This window comes from Sphingobium sp. B10D7B, assembly GCF_025961955.1.
GTDB lineage: Bacteria > Pseudomonadota > Alphaproteobacteria > Sphingomonadales > Sphingomonadaceae > Sphingobium.
Map to the genome: position 1 here is coordinate 2355328 of NZ_JAOQOQ010000001.1, position 18921 is coordinate 2374248.

General features: G+C 63.7%; 18 protein-coding genes. 7 read left to right on the top strand and 11 right to left on the bottom strand.

The genetic code is table 11. The features are described from left to right. Window positions 1–67 precede the first annotated feature (67 nt). Window positions 68–289 carry a hypothetical protein gene (locus M2331_RS11185; protein ID WP_181560348.1) on the top strand — a complete coding sequence of 74 codons (222 nt, stop codon included), beginning with the start codon at window positions 68–70 and terminating at the stop codon, window positions 287–289. Between the two features lie 46 nt (window positions 290–335). On the opposite strand, the gene M2331_RS11190 is transcribed toward M2331_RS11185, so the two are convergent. Next, a complete protein-coding gene (locus tag M2331_RS11190; protein WP_181560349.1) occupies window positions 336–2126 on the bottom strand; it encodes a glycosyltransferase in 1791 nt (596 codons plus the stop codon). 369 nt (window positions 2127–2495) lie between these two features. After that, the gene (locus M2331_RS11195; protein WP_181560350.1) at window positions 2496–3452 is read right to left on the bottom strand and encodes an L-threonylcarbamoyladenylate synthase; all 957 of its coding nucleotides are present in this window, start codon (window positions 3450–3452) and stop codon (window positions 2496–2498) included. A 164-nt stretch (window positions 3453–3616) separates the two neighbouring features. Here M2331_RS11195 and M2331_RS11200 point away from each other — a divergent pair, with 164 nt between their 5' ends. Then, the gene (locus M2331_RS11200) at window positions 3617–4438 is read left to right on the top strand and encodes an ATP-binding protein (protein ID WP_181561485.1); all 822 of its coding nucleotides are present in this window, start codon (window positions 3617–3619) and stop codon (window positions 4436–4438) included. Between the two features lie 132 nt (window positions 4439–4570). Here the strand turns inward: M2331_RS11200 and M2331_RS11205 are convergent, their stop codons facing one another. Next, window positions 4571–5938 carry a PQQ-dependent sugar dehydrogenase gene (locus M2331_RS11205; RefSeq protein ID WP_181560351.1) on the bottom strand — a complete coding sequence of 456 codons (1368 nt, stop codon included), beginning with the start codon at window positions 5936–5938 and terminating at the stop codon, window positions 4571–4573. 73 nt (window positions 5939–6011) lie between these two features. Beyond that, window positions 6012–6194 (bottom strand): hypothetical protein, encoded by a 183-nt coding sequence (locus M2331_RS11210; RefSeq protein ID WP_181561599.1) that lies wholly within the window; start codon window positions 6192–6194, stop codon window positions 6012–6014. 240 nt (window positions 6195–6434) lie between these two features. Here M2331_RS11210 and M2331_RS11215 point away from each other — a divergent pair, with 240 nt between their 5' ends. Then, window positions 6435–6629: a hypothetical protein gene (locus M2331_RS11215; RefSeq protein ID WP_264573379.1), complete on the top strand. Its 195-nt coding sequence runs from the start codon at window positions 6435–6437 to the stop codon at window positions 6627–6629. Between the two features lie 101 nt (window positions 6630–6730). On the opposite strand, the gene M2331_RS11220 is transcribed toward M2331_RS11215, so the two are convergent. The 5 genes from M2331_RS11220 to M2331_RS11240 all read right to left on the bottom strand — a co-directional run bounded on the left by M2331_RS11220 (window position 6731) and on the right by M2331_RS11240 (window position 12345). Further along, entirely contained in the window at window positions 6731–8416 is a 1686-nt protein-coding gene (locus M2331_RS11220) for a long-chain-fatty-acid--CoA ligase (RefSeq protein WP_181560353.1), read from the bottom strand. Window positions 8417–8541: 125 nt separating this feature from the next. Beyond that, on the bottom strand, window positions 8542–9198 hold the full coding sequence (locus M2331_RS11225; RefSeq protein ID WP_181561486.1) for a DUF1013 domain-containing protein: 657 nt from the start codon (window positions 9196–9198) through the stop codon (window positions 8542–8544). Between the two features lie 167 nt (window positions 9199–9365). Continuing rightward, window positions 9366–10424 (bottom strand): glycosyltransferase family 4 protein, encoded by a 1059-nt coding sequence (locus tag M2331_RS11230; RefSeq protein ID WP_264592366.1) that lies wholly within the window; start codon window positions 10422–10424, stop codon window positions 9366–9368. Continuing rightward, complete coding sequence (locus tag M2331_RS11235) at window positions 10421–11260, bottom strand: UDP-2,3-diacylglucosamine diphosphatase (RefSeq protein WP_264592367.1); 840 nt, start codon at window positions 11258–11260, stop codon at window positions 10421–10423. The genes M2331_RS11230 and M2331_RS11235 overlap by 4 nt, the downstream gene beginning before the upstream one ends. Before the next feature lie 104 nt (window positions 11261–11364). Continuing rightward, on the bottom strand, window positions 11365–12345 hold the full coding sequence (locus M2331_RS11240) for an NAD(P)H-quinone oxidoreductase (RefSeq protein WP_181561487.1): 981 nt from the start codon (window positions 12343–12345) through the stop codon (window positions 11365–11367). A 190-nt stretch (window positions 12346–12535) separates the two neighbouring features. Between M2331_RS11240 and M2331_RS11245 the strand changes: the two genes are divergently transcribed. The 4 genes from M2331_RS11245 to M2331_RS11260 all read left to right on the top strand — a co-directional run bounded on the left by M2331_RS11245 (window position 12536) and on the right by M2331_RS11260 (window position 16691). Next, window positions 12536–12736, top strand: a complete 201-nt coding sequence (locus M2331_RS11245) for a DUF1192 domain-containing protein (protein ID WP_181560355.1) — start codon at window positions 12536–12538, stop codon at window positions 12734–12736. A gap of 143 nt (window positions 12737–12879) precedes the next feature. Continuing rightward, window positions 12880–15210: an ATP-dependent Clp protease ATP-binding subunit ClpA gene (gene clpA / locus M2331_RS11250; protein ID WP_181560356.1), complete on the top strand. Its 2331-nt coding sequence runs from the start codon at window positions 12880–12882 to the stop codon at window positions 15208–15210. Between the two features lie 124 nt (window positions 15211–15334). Then, on the top strand, window positions 15335–16021 hold the full coding sequence (locus M2331_RS11255) for an alpha/beta hydrolase (protein ID WP_181560357.1): 687 nt from the start codon (window positions 15335–15337) through the stop codon (window positions 16019–16021). Window positions 16022–16061: 40 nt separating this feature from the next. Continuing rightward, a complete protein-coding gene (locus M2331_RS11260; protein WP_181560358.1) occupies window positions 16062–16691 on the top strand; it encodes a glutathione S-transferase family protein in 630 nt (209 codons plus the stop codon). A gap of 101 nt (window positions 16692–16792) precedes the next feature. On the opposite strand, the gene M2331_RS11265 is transcribed toward M2331_RS11260, so the two are convergent. Both M2331_RS11265 and M2331_RS11270 read right to left on the bottom strand, forming a co-directional pair. Beyond that, window positions 16793–17524: a Bax inhibitor-1/YccA family protein gene (locus M2331_RS11265; protein WP_181560359.1), complete on the bottom strand. Its 732-nt coding sequence runs from the start codon at window positions 17522–17524 to the stop codon at window positions 16793–16795. A 230-nt stretch (window positions 17525–17754) separates the two neighbouring features. Beyond that, window positions 17755–18843, bottom strand: coding sequence for an OmpA family protein (locus tag M2331_RS11270; RefSeq protein WP_181560360.1), 1089 nt, complete (start codon window positions 18841–18843; stop codon window positions 17755–17757). Window positions 18844–18921 lie beyond the last annotated feature (78 nt).

Here is an 18921-nt window from a genome sequence, read left to right on the forward strand (position 1 = left end):
GCTTGCGCGACGGCGGGAAGCCGCTCAGACAGTGCTCCTGTCCCTGATGGACATTGGAGAGGCTGCCATGGTTCGACCTGCCCTGCTGATCGCCGCGAGCGTGCTTGGACCGCTCGCCCTGCAGGGCTGCGTTGCTCGCACCGCCTACAAGGTAGCCAAGGCGCCGGTCGATGCCGGTGCGAAGATGGCTGACTGGGCGACGGTCAGCGGCGACGAAGCGGATCGGGAACGCGGTCGCGAACTCCGGCGCAAATGCAAGGCGCGCTACGACCCTTATTATTGCGAATGAGGCAGGAGGGCGGGATCTAGCCGCCCTCCCCTCGATTGTCAGAACCTTAGCTTTCCCAGACGCGGCTGACGGCGACGCGCGCATCCCGCGGAATGTAGCGCGGGCGAGACGGCCGGGGCGCCGGGCGGGAGGCACGAATGGCCGTCGCCGCCATCAACGGCGCACAGAAGAAGCGCAGGGCCAGCGACACGAAGCCGATAAAGCTGAGGAGCGCGACGCCCGTGCCAAGCAGCCCGATGGCAAACAGGCAGAGCACCGCCACGGCGAGCGACGCACATCCTGCGATCGTCTCGGGCCGGGTCGCTGCAAAGGGCGATTCGTCGGCCAGTCCGGCGAACTTGGGCGTGCGCCGCCAGGCGAGCGGGCGATTAGAGAGGCCGGCGATGCCTGCGACCAGCACGACATAGCTGAGCGATGCGCGGGCGATCTCGCCCCACACCATGGCGCCCGTGTCATAGCAGCCGGACAAGCGATAGCGATGCACGAGCCGCACCCACCATGTCGCCGCACCGATAAGCATCAGCAGACCGGCGATGGACGGCACCTTGACCGGCTCCATGGCGCCGATGGCCAGCCCGACAACCATGGCGAACATGCCCCCCACGCTGACGACGAGCGCGGCCAGCGTCTGCAGCGGCGCGAGGCAGCGCACGACTTCCAGCAATTTTGTCCAGCCTGGCAGCGGCGCGGCAAAGGGCGCGGGCAGGAACAGGCGCCAGTGACGACGCAGCTGCTGCACCGGACCCGCCGTCCACCGGAAGCGCTGCTTCTTGTAATCGTCGAAGGTCTCGGGGATCAGGCCGCGCCCAAAGGTCTCGCCGAAATACAGGCCCTCATAGCCGACCTTGCGCAGGCGGACGGAGACTTCTGAATCCTCGGTCAAACACCACTCGGCCCAGCCACCGGCTTTCACCAGCGCATCCTTGCGCATCAGACACATCGTACCGATGGTGAAGGCACCGCCATATTCGCTCACGCCGGGGTAATCGACCTTGTTGACCGGCATATATTCCCAATAGCAGGCGCTCAGATAGTCATTGCCCTCATAATCGCGATAGTCGTGGGGCGTCTGTATATAGCCAAGCTTCGGATCGGCGAAGAACGGTAGCAAGCGCGAGAGGAAGTCGTTGCGGGAATAATAATCGGCGTCGATCACGCCGATGATCTGCGCATCGGAGGCGGTCTGCTCGAGCAGGAAATTGAGCGCGCCAGCCTTGGCGCCGGGCAGCGGATCGACATGGAAAAAGCGGAAGCACTCCTTGCCGAGCTTAGCGTTGAGGCGCGCGCAATGGGCTTCCAACGGCCTCCAAAGAGCTTCGTCCTTCGTATTATTATCGCAGACCAGAACTTCGAAATTATCATAATCCTGGGCGGCGAGGCGGTTCATCGTCTCGATCACGATCTCGGGCGGCTCGGCATAGCAGGCGAGGTGCAGCGAGACCTTGAGATGCGCGGCTGCGGGATCGGATGAGGGGATCGCCACAGGCAGGCGCCAGCGCTCATGCGTCAGCACTGCTTCGCGCGCCACGCTGGCGATGAGATTGGCGAGGAAGGCGAACAGCGTCAGCCCGAGCGCGGCGAAGGCCAGCACCATCAGCAATGGCGGCAGGCCGGCTTCGAGAATGAACAGCGTGCCCCACAGGCTCGTCATCACGCTGCCAAGCCCGGCGCCAGTCAGCCAGAGGATGCCCGGCATGCTGAAGCGCACGAGATAATAGCGCGCGATTGCGACCAGCGTGATCGCGGCGAGGAAGATGGGGATGACCGAGCCGATCTGCCAGGTCACCAGCGCCGTGGCGAAAAGCGCGCCGAACGAGGCGCCCAAAAACTCGTGCACTTCCTCGGAAACCGGCCGAGAAATACGATGCGGCGCAGAAACGGCACGAAGTGTCAAAAGTGCAGCCGCAAGTGTAAAAAATGCAACGAAGATCAACGAAGAATCGAGATCAACTCTGGATAAGGCGACCAATTATTCAGTCCTCCGTTTACTGCCGACACGCCAACTGGATTTGCCGCGTCCGTGCATAACGCATGGATTTGACAATCGAGCCTTCACGAACTCTTCAAAAACCGCAAACCAGCCAGCGGCAAACCGTGCATGAGCCGCCGCTGCCTGCCACATGTGCGAGATTCGCGAGGATGGCCAGCGGTCGATCGCCCCCGCCCGTCCCGCATATTTTCGACCGACTCACTGCTCAGGCCGACCTCACGCAGCCGCGCGCCGCAGACGATCGTTGATGGCAAGGCCGAGCCCTTCAGACGGGATCGGCGCCACCGAAATGCGCGCCGCCGCGCTCTCATCCGCCTCGTGCAGAGCGGCGAACAGATTGGCGGCGGCTTCGACCACATCACCGCTCGGGCTGAGGTTGCGCTGGGATGGTCCCGGACCGAAACCGATGTGGAAGCTGCCCGGCGCAGGGTCCGTGCAGTTGAGCATCAAGGGTTTGGATGGCGCATAATGGCTTTCGAGTTGGCCGGGCGCGGTAATCCCTGCACTGGCTGCCGGTGCGCGCACCGGTCGTCCGGTGATCGCTTCGAGGCGCTCCGGGGTGACCGGACCTGGTCGCAGCAGGATGATCGCATCGTCGAGCGGCTCGACGATGGTCGATTCCACGCCATCGCTGGCTGGGCCGGCATCGAGGATGAACGGGATACGCCCGCCGAGGCTAGCCAGCACATGGCTGGCGCGGGTCGGGCTGATCGCGCCGGAGCGATTGGCCGAGGGGGCGGCCAACGGCACGGCCGCCGCGCCGATGAGCGCGCGCATTGCCGGATGCGATGGCAGCCGCACCGCCAGCGTGGGAAGACCGGCGCTGGCAAGCCCGGCGACGGGACTATCGGGCAGGCGCGGCAGGACCATGGTCAGCGCGCCTGGCCAGAATGCCTCGGCCAGCGCCTGTGCCGTGGCGTTGAACGACACCAGCTGGTGCGCCATCGCGACATCGCTGACATGGACGATCAGGGGATTGAAGGACGGGCGGCCCTTGGCCTCATAGATGCGCGCCACGGCGAGATCGTTGGTCGCATCGGCGGCGAGACCGTAAACCGTCTCGGTGGGCACGGCGACCGGTTCGCCGGCCATGATCAGCGCGGCGGCTTCCGCCAGCCCGGCGCTGTCATAGGCGCGAATACGCGTTTCGAGGGACCGGGTGGCGCGGGACATGTGCGGCCTATAGCCGCGCCGCGTGACACATTGAAGCGGCATGATAGCGTGGCGGCGACGGGGCGGAGACCGGTGCCGCCTGCCTTCGCGTCTTGACCTCGCGGGAACGGCCCGCCACGGCTCAATCCATGATGACCGAGGGAAATGCCATGTCCACACCGTCCATGGACGATGCGCTCGCGCGGATCGCCGCCGCGCTCGAACGGCTTGCGCCGAATGCCGCCGCCACCCCGGACCTGGAGGCCCATCCGGCCTATCGTTGGGATGGGAAGATACTGGTGCCCATCGAGGGCTTCGAGCCGATCGACTACGCCCTGCTGACCGGCATCGACGCGCAGAAAGAGGCTTGCCTTGAGAATACCCGTCGCCTCGCGCGGGGCCATGCGGCGCACGACATTCTGCTGTGGGGTGCGCGGGGCACGGGCAAGTCGGCCACGGTCGCCGCCTGCGTCGGCCAGGTGCAGAAGGAAGGGCTGCCGCTCGCTATGGTCGAGATCGCCACGGACGATCTGCGAAGTCTCGCAACGCTGTTCTCGCTGCTGCGCGCCGCGCGCCGTCCGATCGTCCTCTATATCGACGACCTTGGTTTCGACGGTGACTTCGGCGCCGATGCACGAGCGCTGCGCTCGCTGCTGCAGGGTGGCGCCAGTGCGCGCGGGAGCCATGTGCGGCTCTATGCGACATCCAACCGGCGCCACATCGTGCCGCGCTCCATGGGCGAGCAGGACGACCCGATCAATCCGCGCGACGTCGTGGACGACCGGATGGCCCTATCCGACCGGTTCGGTCTGTCGCTCGGCTTCCATGCGCTCGATCAGGATGCCTATGTCGCCATCGTGCGCCGCTATGCCGCCCGTTATGAACTGGACGTCGATCCACTGGCCGCGATCCAGTGGGCAACCCAGCGCGGCAGCCGCTCAGGCCGGGTCGCCTGGCAATATGTCGTGGAACTGGCCGGGCGGGCGGGCATTACGCTCGACCGCTAAGCGATGGTGCCGAGACCACGATGAAAACTGTGCTCCTGCGAAAGCAGGAGTCTAGGGCGGGTCTTCTCTTCGGCTGCTCCCTGGGCTCCTGCTTTCGCAGGAGCACGGGGCTTAATCAGTTCTGTAAAAGGCTCAGGAGGCGGGCCCGCGCTCCGGCGTCGGCGCGGCGGCCGGTTTTGCGGAATTGCTCACACGCCAGATGATCCCGCCGACATCGTCACTGACCAGCACCGATCCATCGGCGGCCACGAGCACGTCAACCGGCCGACCCTGCGCCTGCCCGTCCTTGTTGAGGAAGCCGGTGAGAAGATCGACAAGCTTGCCCTGCGGCCGGCCGCGATCGTCAAAGGCGACATAGGAGACCTTGTAGCCGCTGGGCGGCTTGCGGTTCCAGCTGCCATGCAAGGCCACGAAGGCCCCCTGATTGAACGGCGCGCCAAGCGCGGACCCCGGCGTGAAGGCCAGGCCCAGGGGCGCCGTGTGCGTGCCCAGACCAAAGGCCGGGCGGCGGGTATATTCGCGCAGATCATCGCGCTGCGGCTGCACGCGCCGGTCGACATAGCCGCCCCAGTAATTCCACGGCCAGCCGTAGAAGGCCGCGAATTCAACGTCGGTCATGTAATCCGGCACCAGGTCCGAACCCAGCATGTCCCGCTCGTTGACGACCGCCCAGAGTGAGCCGGTCCACGGGTTCCACGCCAGATCGGTGGGGTTGCGCAGGCCGCTGGCGAAGATATTCGCCTCGCCCTTGCGCGGATCGATCTCCAGAATGGCGGCGCGATAATCCTCCGCGTCCAGCCCGTTCTCGGCGATATTGCTGTTCGAGCCGACGCCGACATAGAGCTTGCCGTCGGGGCTTGCTGCAAGGCTGCGCGTCCAGTGATTATTGGGCGCATTAGCGGGAAGATTGGCGACCTTGCGGCCTTCCACGGTGATCCGCGTCTCGCCCAGCTTGTAGGGAAAGGCCATCAGGCTGTCGGTGTTCGCGACGTAGAGCGTCTCGTCGATCAGCGCCATGCCATAGGGCGAGTTCAGCCCTTCCAGCAGAACATGCCGCTGCTCGGCAATGCCGTCGCCATTGGTATCGCGCAGCAGCGTGATGCGATTGGCGGACACGCCACCAGCGCCGGCAAAGCCGATCAGCTTGCCCATGATCCAATCCTGAATGCCACCGGCTTTGCGGGGCGGGCTGTTGGTCTCCGCCACCAGAATGTCGCCATTGGGCAGGCGCAGCATCTGGCGAGGGTGATCGAGACCGGCCGCGAAACGCTGCACGACGAGACCGCGCGCGGCCACCGGCGCGGCGCCATCGGCCCAGCCCACCGGCTTGGCGATCATGACGGTGGGTAGGATCTGCTTGCGCGCTGGCGTGAACTCGGGCTCACGCCCTTCAAGCGCGGTTTCCGGCAGGCGCGCGACATCGGGGCGCGACAGATAATAGAACACGCAACCCGCGATGAGGATCAGCGCGGCGAGTGTCAGCAGGATGATCTTTTTCATGGCGACGATCTTACGGCTGCGCCTGCCTTGACGCAACAAGCCGAGCGGGCATGCGCGCCCTTATCTGCGCGGATCAGCCCCGGCCCTTCAGCCAGATCGCGACAGCCACGATCACCCCCAGCGCAAGCCCGGCCAGAATGCCGATCGAGGGCTGCCCGGTCGCGATGCCGACGATCGTGCCAAGGAGAATGAGGCCAGCCAGCGGCGCACCGCCGCCCATGGGTGATTTGTCGCCTGGAGAATTCGGATCGGTCATGTCACGCCCATGCCATGTCCCGCGCCGCGATGCCAGCCGAACAAGCCGGCGGTCTTCGTCGTGCCGTAACTGGACAGATTGCTCCCGCGCGGGACTTGGTTAAGCCGTGCTTAGCCAGCGTGGGGCGTCCGGCACGGATAGAGGGCGAAGCTGGCACGGTCCGTGAATGGATACAGCTGGACCAGAATGACTTGATTTTGCGGGGGCAAGGGATTCGAATATTGAATGCATCTTCCGATCATGGTCGACCGTCGGAGTTACGACGACGCCACCGCATTGATGCGTATTTTCGGCGATCACGCCGGCGTTGAGGCGGCGCAGCGCGCGGATCGCAGCCGCGATGTCGGCAACCACATCCGTTTCTGCCACTGGAGAGAGGTGGAGCGCGTCCTGTTTCTTCTCCAGGTCCAACATTGCGTGGGAACCGTCCATTGACAGCCGCGTTGAGGGAATGATGCGGCTCCCCGCAATTGCCGCTATCATCTCTCCCGGCTCATCCCTCAGTCCCCCCCAACGATGAGCCGGGAGAGAAACCCTCAAACAAGCCCCACCTTGGCCCGCTCTTCCGCGACAAGTTCCTTGCGCGAGAGCTTGCCAACCAATGTGCGCGGCAGGCTCTCACGGATTTCGACCGCGCAGACGCGCTCATGCTTGCCGAGCTGCGGATTGAGCCAGTCCTTGAGACGCTCCCCGTCGATGTCGTCCTCCACCTCCGGCCGCAAGGTCACGAACGCCTTGGGCACCTCGCCGCGATAATCATCGGGAATGCCGATCACGAGCGCTTCCCGAACGGCGGGATGGCGATACAGCACGTCCTCCACCTGGCTGGGGAAAACTTTGAAGCCACCGACCGCGATCATATCCTTGATGCGGTCGACCACGCGGAAATAGCCGTCTTGATCGATAGTGCCGACGTCACCGGTGCGCAGGAACCCATCGACGAAGACCTCCCGATCGGCATCCGGATTCTGCCAATAGCCTTGCATTCTTTGCGGGCCGTCAAAGGCTATCTCGCCGGGTTCCCCCGGCTGGGCAAGCCGGGACGGGTCTTCCCGGTCGAGCAGGCGCACGCGCGTGCCGGGAATGGGCTGGCCGATCGAGCCGGTCTTGCCCGGCCCATCATAAGGATTGGCCGAGACGACGCCGCTGCTCTCCGTCAGCCCATAGCCTTCGACCAGCCGCGCCCCGGTGGTCGCCATGAACCGCTCCTTGAGCGGCAGGGGGAGCGGCGCGCCGCCGGAAATACAGACGCGCAGGGAAGAGAGGTCCGCTTTGGCGAGATAGGGACTGTCCAGCAGAGCCTGGAACATGGTCGGCACCCCGGGCAGCGAGGTGACGCGGGTCCGCTGGATCGCTGCGATGACCTGCCGCGCGTCGAAACGCGGAAGAATGACGATCTCCCCGCCGCGAACGACTGTGCGATTGAGCACCGCCGTGTTGGCGAACACGTGGAAGAAGGGCAGCGCACCCAGAATGCGGTCCTCAAGGGCATGCCAGGGATCGAGCAGGTCGATCTGCCGCGCATTGGCCGAGAGGTTCTGGTGGGTGAGCATCGCGCCCTTGGGTCGCCCGGTGGTGCCACCGGTATATTGCAGCAAGGCAAGGTCGCGCAGGGGATCGATCGACGGCAGGCTGGAGGGATCATCGCCCAGCAGCGAGCCGAACGAGAGAATGCGCGGATCGGACGGGACATGGTCATCGGCCGACCGCTTGAACAGGCGGTAGAGCAAGGATTTGCCCAGCGGCAGGCCACCGACGACGGAGCCGACCACCAGCCGGTCGATGCAGGAGCAATCCAGCACGGCGCAGGCATTGCCGAACAGGGGCTTGGCGGAGATGGTCACCAGCAGGGTCGTCCCGCTGTCCTCGGCCTGATGCGCCAGTTCCTCGACCGTATAGAGCGGCGAGAAATTGACCGCGATGGCGCCGGCCATCATCGCGCCATAATAAGCCACGACGTAATGCGGGACATTGGGGAGGTAGAGACCGACCCGGTCGCCGGGCTGGACGCCGAGGCCGATCAGCCCGGCAGCGAAGCGCCGCGCGTTGCGGTAGCACTCGGCATAACTGAACTTGCGCCCGTAAAAATCAAGCATCGGGCGGCTGCCATCCTGCTCCACGGCAGATCGCAGCATCTCCGGCAGCGATAGCGGGGCAAAGTCCTGCGCCCACGCAACGGGGTGATCATAATGGTCCTGCCAGGCGGGTTTTTCGCTCTCCATATGGAGAGGCTATGCGATCCCGCGTGGCAAGGCAACGCCATGCCGGGCGACGCTACGTCGCCCGGATGAATGCTTATGATCACAGTGCAAATTCGACCCCGAACGCACCGAATCGGGGCGCAAAATCAGTCTTCGCGGGGGCGGCTCGCGAACAAAGCGGCTTCCTCCGCCAGCATCGTTTCAGACGCGCGGCGCTGTGCATCCTCGCGCTCCTGACGCAGTTCGGCGATCAGCGCCTCACGGTCGCCATCGAGACGGTTGTCGGTCGGCGCTTCGATGCCGGCCTTCTTGGCCGCCTTGGCCACCAGTGCATCCAGCTCACGCTGCGAGCACAGACCCAGCGTCACCGGGTCCTTGGGCTGGATATTGCTGATGTTCCAGTGCGTCCGCTCACGGATCGCCTGAATGGTCGTGCGCGTCGTGCCGATCAGCTTGCCGATCGCGCCGTCCGAAACCTCGGGATGGTGGCGCAGAATCCAGGCAATGCCGTCCGGCTTGTCCTGACGCTTGGAAACCGGCGTGTAGCGCGGTCCTTTGGTGCGGCGGACCGGGTCGGGCCCCTTGAGCATCTGCAGCTTGTAATCGGGGTTCTGCTCGCCCTTGTGGATTTCCTCCACGGAGATTTCATGCGCACGGACCGGATCACGGCCGGTATATTTGGTGCCGGCGGTATCGTCCGCGATCGCCTGCACCTCGAGGATGTGCAAACCGCAGAATTCCGCAATCTGCTCAAAGCTGAGCGCAGTGTTGTCGACCAGCCAGCTGGCTGTGGCGTGGGGCATGAGCGGCTGTGCCACGGGACAAGTCCTTCTGTGCAAAATAGAAGGGCCACCCCTCACGGGATGGCCTTGATGGTCGCACAGATAAGCTATTCCGGCTGGATCGGCAAGCGCTCGCGCGCGTCACGGCGCCCAAGGGGACGAAAGACCGTTCGGCCGGTACAACGGGGTCAGGCCGCGCGTGCCAGCGCTGGGGCGCCGAGCCAGTGCAAGCTCTCGAGGAACTGCTCTGCACTGCGCCGCCAGGTGAAGCTGCGCGCATGCGCCGTGCAGGCCGACGGAGAAAGCTCCAGCGCCTGCGTCACGGCGCGCGCGAGATCCTCATCCATCGTGCCGGTCTGTGCTGTCAGCACGTCGACCGGGCCGGTGACCGGATAAGCCGCCACTGGCGTGCCGCAGGCGAGCGCCTCGATCATCACCAGCCCGAAGGTGTCGGTGCGACTGGGGAAGACGAAGACATCGGCAGCCCGATAGGCCGAGACAAGCGCCTCGCCGCTCAACATGCCCAGGAAGTGAACGGCGGGATGCCGCGCCTCCAGCGACGCGCGCGCAGGCCCATCGCCCACCACGACCTTGCTGCCGTGCATATCGAGCGCGAGAAAGGCCTCGATATTCTTCTCCACGGCGACGCGGCCGACGTGAAGAAGGATCGGCCTCGGCAAGCCGGCAAGCGCGGGATGCCCCTCCCCTCGCGGCGAGAATTGCGTCAGATCGACGCCGCGCCCCCAGTGATGCGTATGACGGATGCCGGCGCGATGCAGTTCGGCGCGGACGGACGGCGTTGCCGTGAGCACCGCCTGCGCCGCCCCATGAAACCAGCGGAAATATGGCCAGAACCAGTCCGCCGACAGGCCCGTGCGCCGCTCGACATAATCGGGGAAATTGGTGTGAAACGCCGTGGTGAACGGGCGGTCATGTCGCAGGCACCAGCGCCGAGCTGCCAGACACAGCGGGCCTTCGGTCGCGAGATGGATCGCATCCGGGCCGAACGCCGCGATCATGCGGGCAATCGCTCCCGGCGCAGGCATCGCTAGCCGAATTTCTGGATAAGTGGGGCAAGGTAGCGTGTGAAAGCGATCGGGCGCGATCACCTCGACCGTGTGCCCCATGGCGATGAGTTCTGCGCGAACCGCCTGAAGCGTTCGCACGACGCCATTGACCTGCGGCGCCCAGGCATCGGTGACGATGAGGATGCGCCGGCGGGCCGGAGCCAGCCCGTGACCGCTCAAGCGGCGACCTCCAGATCATCCGCAGCAGCGCTCAGGGTGCGTGCCGCCATCACCTCGGCCCAGTGCAGGATTTCCATCCGCCCATCATGATGCTCGACAAGCGCCGTGCATCCCTCCACCCAGTCGCCATCATTGTAATAAGTAATCTCGCCGAACTGGCGGATTTCCGCCGTGTGGATGTGCCCGCAGACCACCCCATCGACCCGCCGTCGTCCCGCCTCATGCGCAACGATCTCCTCGAAACGGGTGATGAACGCCACCGCATTCTTGACCTTGTGCTTGGCGATCTTGGAGAGCGACCAATAAGGCAGGCCCAGCCAGCGGCGGACCTGATTGACGCGGCGATTGAGGGCCATCAGCGCGGTGTAGGCGGCGTCCCCTACAAAGGCGAGCCAGCGATGGGCGAGCATGACCGTGTCGAACTCATCACCGTGCAACACCAGCAACTTGCGGCCGTCGACAGTGGTGTGGATCATCTTGCGGCGGATTTCGACGCCGCCAAAGCTCATGCCGGTGAACTGGCGGAAAATCTCGTCATGATTGCCGGGGATATAGATGACGCGCGTGCCGCGCCGCGCCCGCTTCATCACACGCCAGACCACGTCGTTATGGGCAGTCGGCCAGTAGACGCGCTTCTTGAGCTGCCAGCCATCGACGATATCGCCGACCAGATACAGCGTGTCGCTGTCCACATTGTCGAGAAAATCGACAAGCATCTCGGCATTGCACCCCTTGGTGCCGAGATGGATGTCGCTGATCCAGATCGTGCGGTAGTGGGCGCGCGGATGACCGCTGCGGACAGCCCGCTCCTGCGCGATTGAGCTGATGGCGTTCATGGCTTTCTCGACCCCCGGGGACACCATTTCCCCAAGCGCGCTCTAGCCGAACAATGTGACAGTTTTTCTCGGAATATGACGAATTTGCGTCACTCGTCGGCCCTTCACCGCACCTTCAAGACGATCTTTCCGAAGTGCCCGCCCGCTTCCATCAGCGCGTGCGCTTGCGCGGCTTCGCCAAGCGGGAAGACGCGGTCCAGCGCGGGACGCAGCGCGCCCTTCTCCGCCATCGACCAGACCGTGCGGCGGATCTCATCGACGAGCAGGCCCTTGAAGCCCGCGGTCCGCGCCCGCAATGTGGAGCCAGTGAGTGTCAGGCGGCGCATCATGATTTTGGGAATGAACAGGTCGGCCTTGGCCCCACCCAGCACTGCGATGGAGACATGCCGGCCGTCCTCGGCCAGGCACTCCAGGTTGCGCGGGAGATAATCGCCGCCAACCATGTCCAGCACCGCCGTCACGCCTTTGCCGTCCGTGATGCGCTTCACAGCTTCGACGAAGTCCTCGCTGCGATAATTGATCGCATGGCCAGCGCCCCATTCCAGCGCGGCGCGGCACTTGTCGTCACTGCCACAGGTGACGATCGTCGTGATCTCGAACAGCCGGCATAGGGCCACGGCCATGGTGCCGATGCCGCTCGTCCCGCCATGGATGAGCACGCTGTCGCCGTTCACGATATAGGCGCGCTCGAAGAGATTGTGCCAGACCGTCATCAGCGTCTCAGGGATTGCAGCCGCTTCTTCCATCGAGAGCGCCGGTGGAATGGCGAGGCATTGGGCATAGTCGGCGCAGGCATATTCGGCATAGCCGCCGCCCGCGACCAGCGAACAGACGCGCTCGCCGATCACGTCAGGGCCTATCCCCTCACCCACCGCAACAATGGTTCCGGCCACTTCCAGCCCCGGCAGCGGGGAGGCGCCGGGCGGCGGCGGATAGCTGCCCTGCCGCTGCAGAACGTCTGGGCGATTGACGCCTGCCGCCGCGACCGCAACGAGCACTTCGCCTTGCGCGGGCACCGGCAGGGGAACCTGAACCTCGGTCAACACATCCGGCCCGCCTGGCTCCCGAATAGCAATGGCGCGCATGGTCTCGGGCAGGTTCGTCACCTTGGCTTGCTCCCCCTGGCTGGCCGTGATCGGCCTTACGTCTAGAGTCCGGCGCGGAAAAGACCAGCCCGGAAAGCACGATAGGCGGATTGAGATCGCCCCTTCGGGCATGCCGAGGCTTCTGCCAACCCCGGTTGACTTGCGCGGACTTTGGCGCAAGCATGTCGCCATGGATTTCGACGACGCCTCACCCCGGGCGCGGCCCGGCGACCTGATTGCACAGCTGATCCGCGAAGATCTGGATCGGCTTTCGGTCGATGAGCTCGATGAACGCATCAGCCTTCTTTCAGCCGAAATCGAGCGCACCCGCGCCAAGAAATCGAGCGCAGTTCACCATAAGGCAAGCGCTGAGGCGCTATTCAAGAAATGAGGAGAGCGGAGGCAGGATCGCCTTCTGGCGCATATCGGCCTCCGGCAAATCGGTGGATGACAGAGCGGCCCTTGAAGGCGGCTCGCGGCGTGCCGACATTGACCCTAACGCGACCCTCTCTCGGGCCGCAGGAGTAGAACGATATGCCCTCTTTCGCGTCCGCCCTCGAAACAACTCTGCACAATGCCCTGGCGCATGCCACGGAGCGCGCGCACGAATATGCGACGCTCGAGCATCTGCTGCTGGCGCTGATTGACGATGAACATGCCGCAAAGGTCATGCAGGCCTGTGGCGTGGATCTTGGTGAGCTTGGCGACACGGTCACCCATTATCTCGATACCGAACTGGAGAGCCTGAAGGTCTCCGGCGGCGTCGACCCCTCTCCCACCAGCGGGTTCCAGCGCGTCGTCCAGCGCGCGATCCTGCACGTCCAATCTTCCGGCAAGGAAGAAGTGACCGGTGCCAATGTGCTGGTGGCTTTGTTCTCCGAGCGGGAGAGCTATGCCGTCTATTTCCTGCAGCAGCAGGACATGAGCCGCCTCGACGCGGTTTCCTATCTCTCGCACGGCGTCGGTAAGGGCGCTGCCTCGCCGGAGCCGGCCAAGCCAGCTCAGGCCGAGGAAGAGAAGAAGCCGGAGGCCAAGAAGAAGGAAGGCGCGCTCGACCAGTTCACCGTCAATCTCAACGAGAAGGCGAAGGAAGGAAAGGTCGATCCGCTGATCGGCCGCGATTCCGAAGTGGATCGGACGATCCAGATCCTGTGCCGGCGTTCCAAGAACAACCCGCTCTATGTGGGTGATCCGGGCGTGGGCAAGACGGCCATTGCCGAGGGTCTGGCGCGCAAGATCGTCAATGGCGAAGTGCCCGACGTGCTCAAGGAAGCGGTGATCTACTCGCTCGACATGGGCGCGCTGCTCGCCGGCACGCGTTATCGCGGCGATTTCGAGGAGCGGCTGAAGGCCGTCGTCACCGAACTGGAAAAAATGCCGCACGCGGTGCTGTTCATCGACGAGATCCACACGGTGATCGGCGCGGGCGCCACTTCTGGCGGCGCCATGGATGCCTCGAACCTCCTGAAGCCGGCGCTTTCCGGTGGTGCGATCCGCTGCATCGGCTCAACGACCTACAAGGAGTTCCGCAATCATTTCGAGAAGGATCGCGCACTGCTGCGTCGCTTCCAGAAGATCGATGTGAACGAGCCGACCGTGGATGATACCGTCAAGATCCTCATGGGCCTCCGCTCTGCCTTCGAGGATCACCACTCGGTCAAATATACCCCCGATGCCATCAAGGCGGCGGTGGAGCTGTCCGCGCGGTACATCAATGACCGCAAGCTGCCGGACAAGGCGATCGACGTGATCGACGAAGTCGGCGCGATGCAGATGCTCGTGCCGCCCTCGCGTCGCAAGAAGATGATCACGCCTAAGGAGATCGAGGCTGTGATCGCCACGATGGCGCGCATCCCGCCCAAGACCGTGTCGAGCGACGACAAGAGCGTGCTGGAAACCCTCCAGACCGATCTCAAGCGTGTCGTCTTCGGACAGGACAAGGCCATCGAGGTGCTTAGCTCCGCGATCAAGCTGTCGCGCGCCGGCCTGCGTGATCCAGACAAGCCGATCGGCAACTATCTCTTCTCCGGCCCCACCGGCGTCGGCAAGACGGAAGTTGCCCGCCAGCTTGCCACGCTGCTCGGCATTCCGCTCCAGCGCTTCGACATGTCGGAATATATGGAGCGGCATTCGGTCAGCCGCCTGATCGGCGCGCCGCCCGGCTATGTAGGCTATGATCAGGGCGGTCTGCTGACCGATGCCATCGACCAGAACCCGCATTGCGTGTTGTTGCTGGACGAGATCGAAAAGGCCCATCCGGACCTGTTCAACATCCTGCTGCAGGTGATGGACAATGGGCGCCTGACCGATCACCACGGCAAGACCGTCGACTTCCGCAACGTGATCCTGATCATGACGACCAACGCCGGCGCGTCCGACATGGCGAAGGAATCGATCGGGTTCGGCGAGTCGACGCGCGAGGATGTGCAGGAGGAAGCCGTGAAGAAGCTCTTCACGCCGGAATTCCGCAACCGCCTCGATGCGATCGTGCCCTTTGGCTATCTGCCGTCTGAAGTTGTCGCCCGTGTGGTCGACAAGTTCATCCTGCAGCTCGAGCTTCAGCTGGCCGATCGCGATGTGCACATCACGCTCGACGACGAAGCCCGCAACTGGCTCACCGCCCGCGGTTACGACAAGCTGTACGGTGCCCGTCCGATGGGTCGGCTCATGCAGGAGAAGATCAAGCAGCCCCTCGCCGAGGAACTGCTGTTCGGCAAGCTCGTGCATGGTGGCGAGGTTCACGTCCGCCTCAAGGACGATGCTCTCACCTTCGAGATCACGCCTGCAGCACCCAAGCGCAGCAAGGGGAGTGCCACGCGCAAGGCAAAGAGCGGCCCTTCCGAGGTCTCAGAACCGAAGAGCTGAACACCATCGACGGCACAGTTCATATAATCTCGACCGGCCCCGGGCAGTTGCTCGGGGCCGGCTTGCTTTCAGGATATCCGCATCACCTTGAGGATGGCCGGGATCGCTCAGGCATGATCAGGCGTTGACACCCACCGTGCAGCCGACCGTCCTCCTCATTCATGGCTTTGCCGGATTCGCGGTGATGAACCGTCCCCTCGCCGCCATGCTTCGCAGCACCGGCTATCAGCCCGTCGATCTGAGTTACAACAGTTGGCGGCTGGACCTCGAGGGCATCTGCAAACTGCTCGGCCCACGTCTGGAAGAGATCGATACAGCGGGTAGCCCGGATCAGCCTCTCCACATCGTCAGCCATTCCATGGGTGGTCTGGTCGCCCGCGCGCTGATCAAAGCGCGGCGCCCGGCGCGGCTGGGCCGGGTCGTCATGTTGGGAACCCCTAACGCTGGCAGCGAGATAGCCGACACATTGCACCGTTATGCTCTGCTGCGCCCGATACTCGGTAGGGCCGCCCCGGCCCTGGTCACGCAGCGTCCGGCAGAGATCACTGCAATGTTGGGTGAGATCGACTATCCGGTAGGAATCATCGCCGGCGACCGCCCGATGATGCGGTATGGCGCGTCACGCCTTCTGCCCGGGCCGAGCGATGGCAAGGTCAGCGTGGCCTCGACCAGATTGAAGAACGCGACGGACCACATCGTCCTCCCGCTCTCCCATATGCTGCTGCCCTATCACCCGACCGCCCATGCCCAGATAAAGCATTTTCTGAGCGAAGGGCGCTTCGCCCATAGCAGGGCTTTGACGAAACCCTAAAGTTCGTTCATGATACGTTCCAGTCACTGGGGAGACGATCATGAGCCAAATCCAATTCTACACCAACCCAATGTCGCGTGGGCAAATTGTCCGCTGGATGCTGGAAGAAGTCGGCGTCCCATACGAGACCCACCTGCTCGACTACCAGACCAAGATGAAAGGCCCGGCCTATCTGGCCATCAATGCGATGGGAAAGGTGCCCGCCGTGGTCCACGAAGGAGCGGTCGTCACAGAATGCGCCGCGATTTGCGCCTGGCTGGCGGATCGCTTTCCCGAAGCAGCGCTGGCCCCGCCCCTGCCCGATCGTGCCGATTATTATCGCTGGATGTTCTTCGCGGCGGGACCGCTGGAGGCGGCTGTGACGAACCGTGCACTGGGTTTTGTCGCTGAGCCTGGTCGGGAAAGGACTTTGGGCTATGGCAGCTTCGAGCAGACGATCGACACCTTGGAAAGCGCGCTCCGGGACAAGACGTTTATCTGCGGAGAGATGTTCACGGCAGCCGATGTGTATGTCGGATCGCATATCGCCTGGGGGCTGCAGTTCGGCACCATCCCCTCCCGACCGATTTTCTCGGACTATGTCGCCCGTCTTGAGAGCCGACCCGCCTATGTGCGCGCGAAGGAAATCGACAATGCGCTTATCGCGCAGGCGCAGTCGGGCAAAGCTTAATCCAGACTCAGTTCCGGTGCACTCGCTCGGGCTGCCTAATAAGAAAAAAGGCCGGGAGGATATCTCCCGGCCCTTCTGGTCAATAAAAGAACCCGACGCGATCAGTCGCGATTGCCCAGGAACTGCAGCAGGAACGTGAACATGTTCACGAAGTCCAGATACAGGCTCAGCGCGCCCATGATGACGGCCTTGCCCATCATGTCGGACCCGGCAACCTGGAAATACAGGCTCTTGAGGCGCTGCGTATCATAGGCAGTCAGGCCGGCAAAGATCAGGACACCAAGGATGCTGATGACCAGCTGAAGCGCCGTCGACTGCACGAAGATATTGATGACCATGGCGACGAGAATACCGATCACGCCCATGATCAGGAACGTGCCGAAACCGGAGAGGTCCTTCTTGGTCGTATAGCCGTAAAGGCTCAGGCCCACGAAAGCCGCTGCCGTGGCGAAAAATGTCTGCGCAATCGAGACACCCGTGAACACCAGGAAGATCGACGACATGGAGAGGCCCATGACGACTGCAAATGCCCAATACAGCGCTTGCGCGGTGCTCGTCTGCAACTTGTTGATCCCGAAGCTCAGCACCATCACGAAGGCCATCGGGGCCAGCATGATTACCCAGCGCAGCGGGGTCACCAGCACCTGAGCCGCGAAGCCGGAGCTTGCAAACAACAGCGCAACGATACCCGTGACCAGCACGCCGCTGGCCATGTAATTGTAGATCGAGAGCATGTAGGAGCGCAGGCCTGCGTCATAAGCAACCTCGCTCGCATGCGTGGAAGCACCACCGTAGCCCGTAGCGGACGACCGGGAATCTGGCCAATTCGCCATTTTATCATCTCCTCTTTCCGGCAACAGCGCCGGACTATCAGCGCACAATATCGGGCTATGCCCTTAGATTTCAAGTGAAACCGGTCCGCGAGGCTTATCATGCCTGCTGTATCGCCCGCTCTCGATGCGCGCCCATAGACGCAAGCTGACAGCCCGACGCTCTTTCACACAAAAAAAGGGGCCGGATAAGCCGGCCCCTTCCTTGTTCGTCCCGCCGAAGCGGAGAGTTCTTAGTTGCCCGAACCCGGACCGTAGGTGATTTCCACGCGACGGTTCTGGAGTTCACGCACACCGTCGGCCGTGTCGACACGCGGACGCGTCTCACCGAAGGCCTGCGTCGAGATGACGCCGTCGGAGATGCCACGCGAGGTGAGGTAGCCACGGACCGAAGCGTTACGACGCTCGGAAAGGCCCATGTTGTAGCGCGGCGAGCCCGAACGGTCAGCGTGACCAGCGAGCATGACCTGCGCACTACCGCAGTTCGCATAAGCCGAAACCGCGTTGTCGAGGATCGAGGCAGCATCCGGCGTAACGTCGGCGCTATCCCACTCGAAGAACACGATGTACGGCCCCGGCTGGCACTGCGCGACCGGCGGAGGCGGCGGAGGCGGAGGCGGCGGGGGAGGCGGCGGCGGGGGCGGCGGGGGAGGCGGCGGCGGAGCCGGCTCTTCACCACCGAAGTTGAACACCAGGCCAGCCAGGATGCTGTGGCTGCGAACCTCAGTTTCCAGCGGCGTGCCGGCGGTGTTGATCAGGTCGATGTTGCTGTGGTTGAAGAAGCGATACTTCAGCGACAGATCGACGTTGTTGCTCACCGGATAACGGACGCCAGCGATTGCCTGCCAGGCGAAGCCCGTGTCGGAATCGCGCGTGTCGGGCAGCGAGATCTTGGACCGCGCAACGCCGACGCCGCCGCCGACGAAGCCCTGCAGGCCATCATCGGGACCAAAGTCGAGCATACCGTTCAGCATGATGCTGTCTACGCGAGCCTGGCCGCCGGGCAGAGCCGTCGTCCGGTTCGAGTAGGTGGTGTTCTTGTTCATCGCCTTCTTGTGCGAATATTCGGCTTCCAGGCGGAACGCGCCGAAGTCGTAACCCACATAACCCGCGGCGTCGTAACCGACCTTGTGCGGGGTGTTGGCCGTGACGCCAGTGGTCGCTGCCACACCGGCAACGGTGCCGGCGTCATACGTGGTGTCAGAGTCCTCGACGATTATCGCGCCAACGTCGCCGCCCAGATACCAGGCGCCGTCCTTGGCGAGCGATGGTGATGCCATCGCGGTCGAAGCGAGCGCTATGGCGAGGCCAAGCTTCCGCATATCATTCCCCTTTCAGGTTGATCGTAAAATGCTGCTCGACGTTTTTAGGAGTGCGCCGCAAAGGTTTCAAGCGCACAA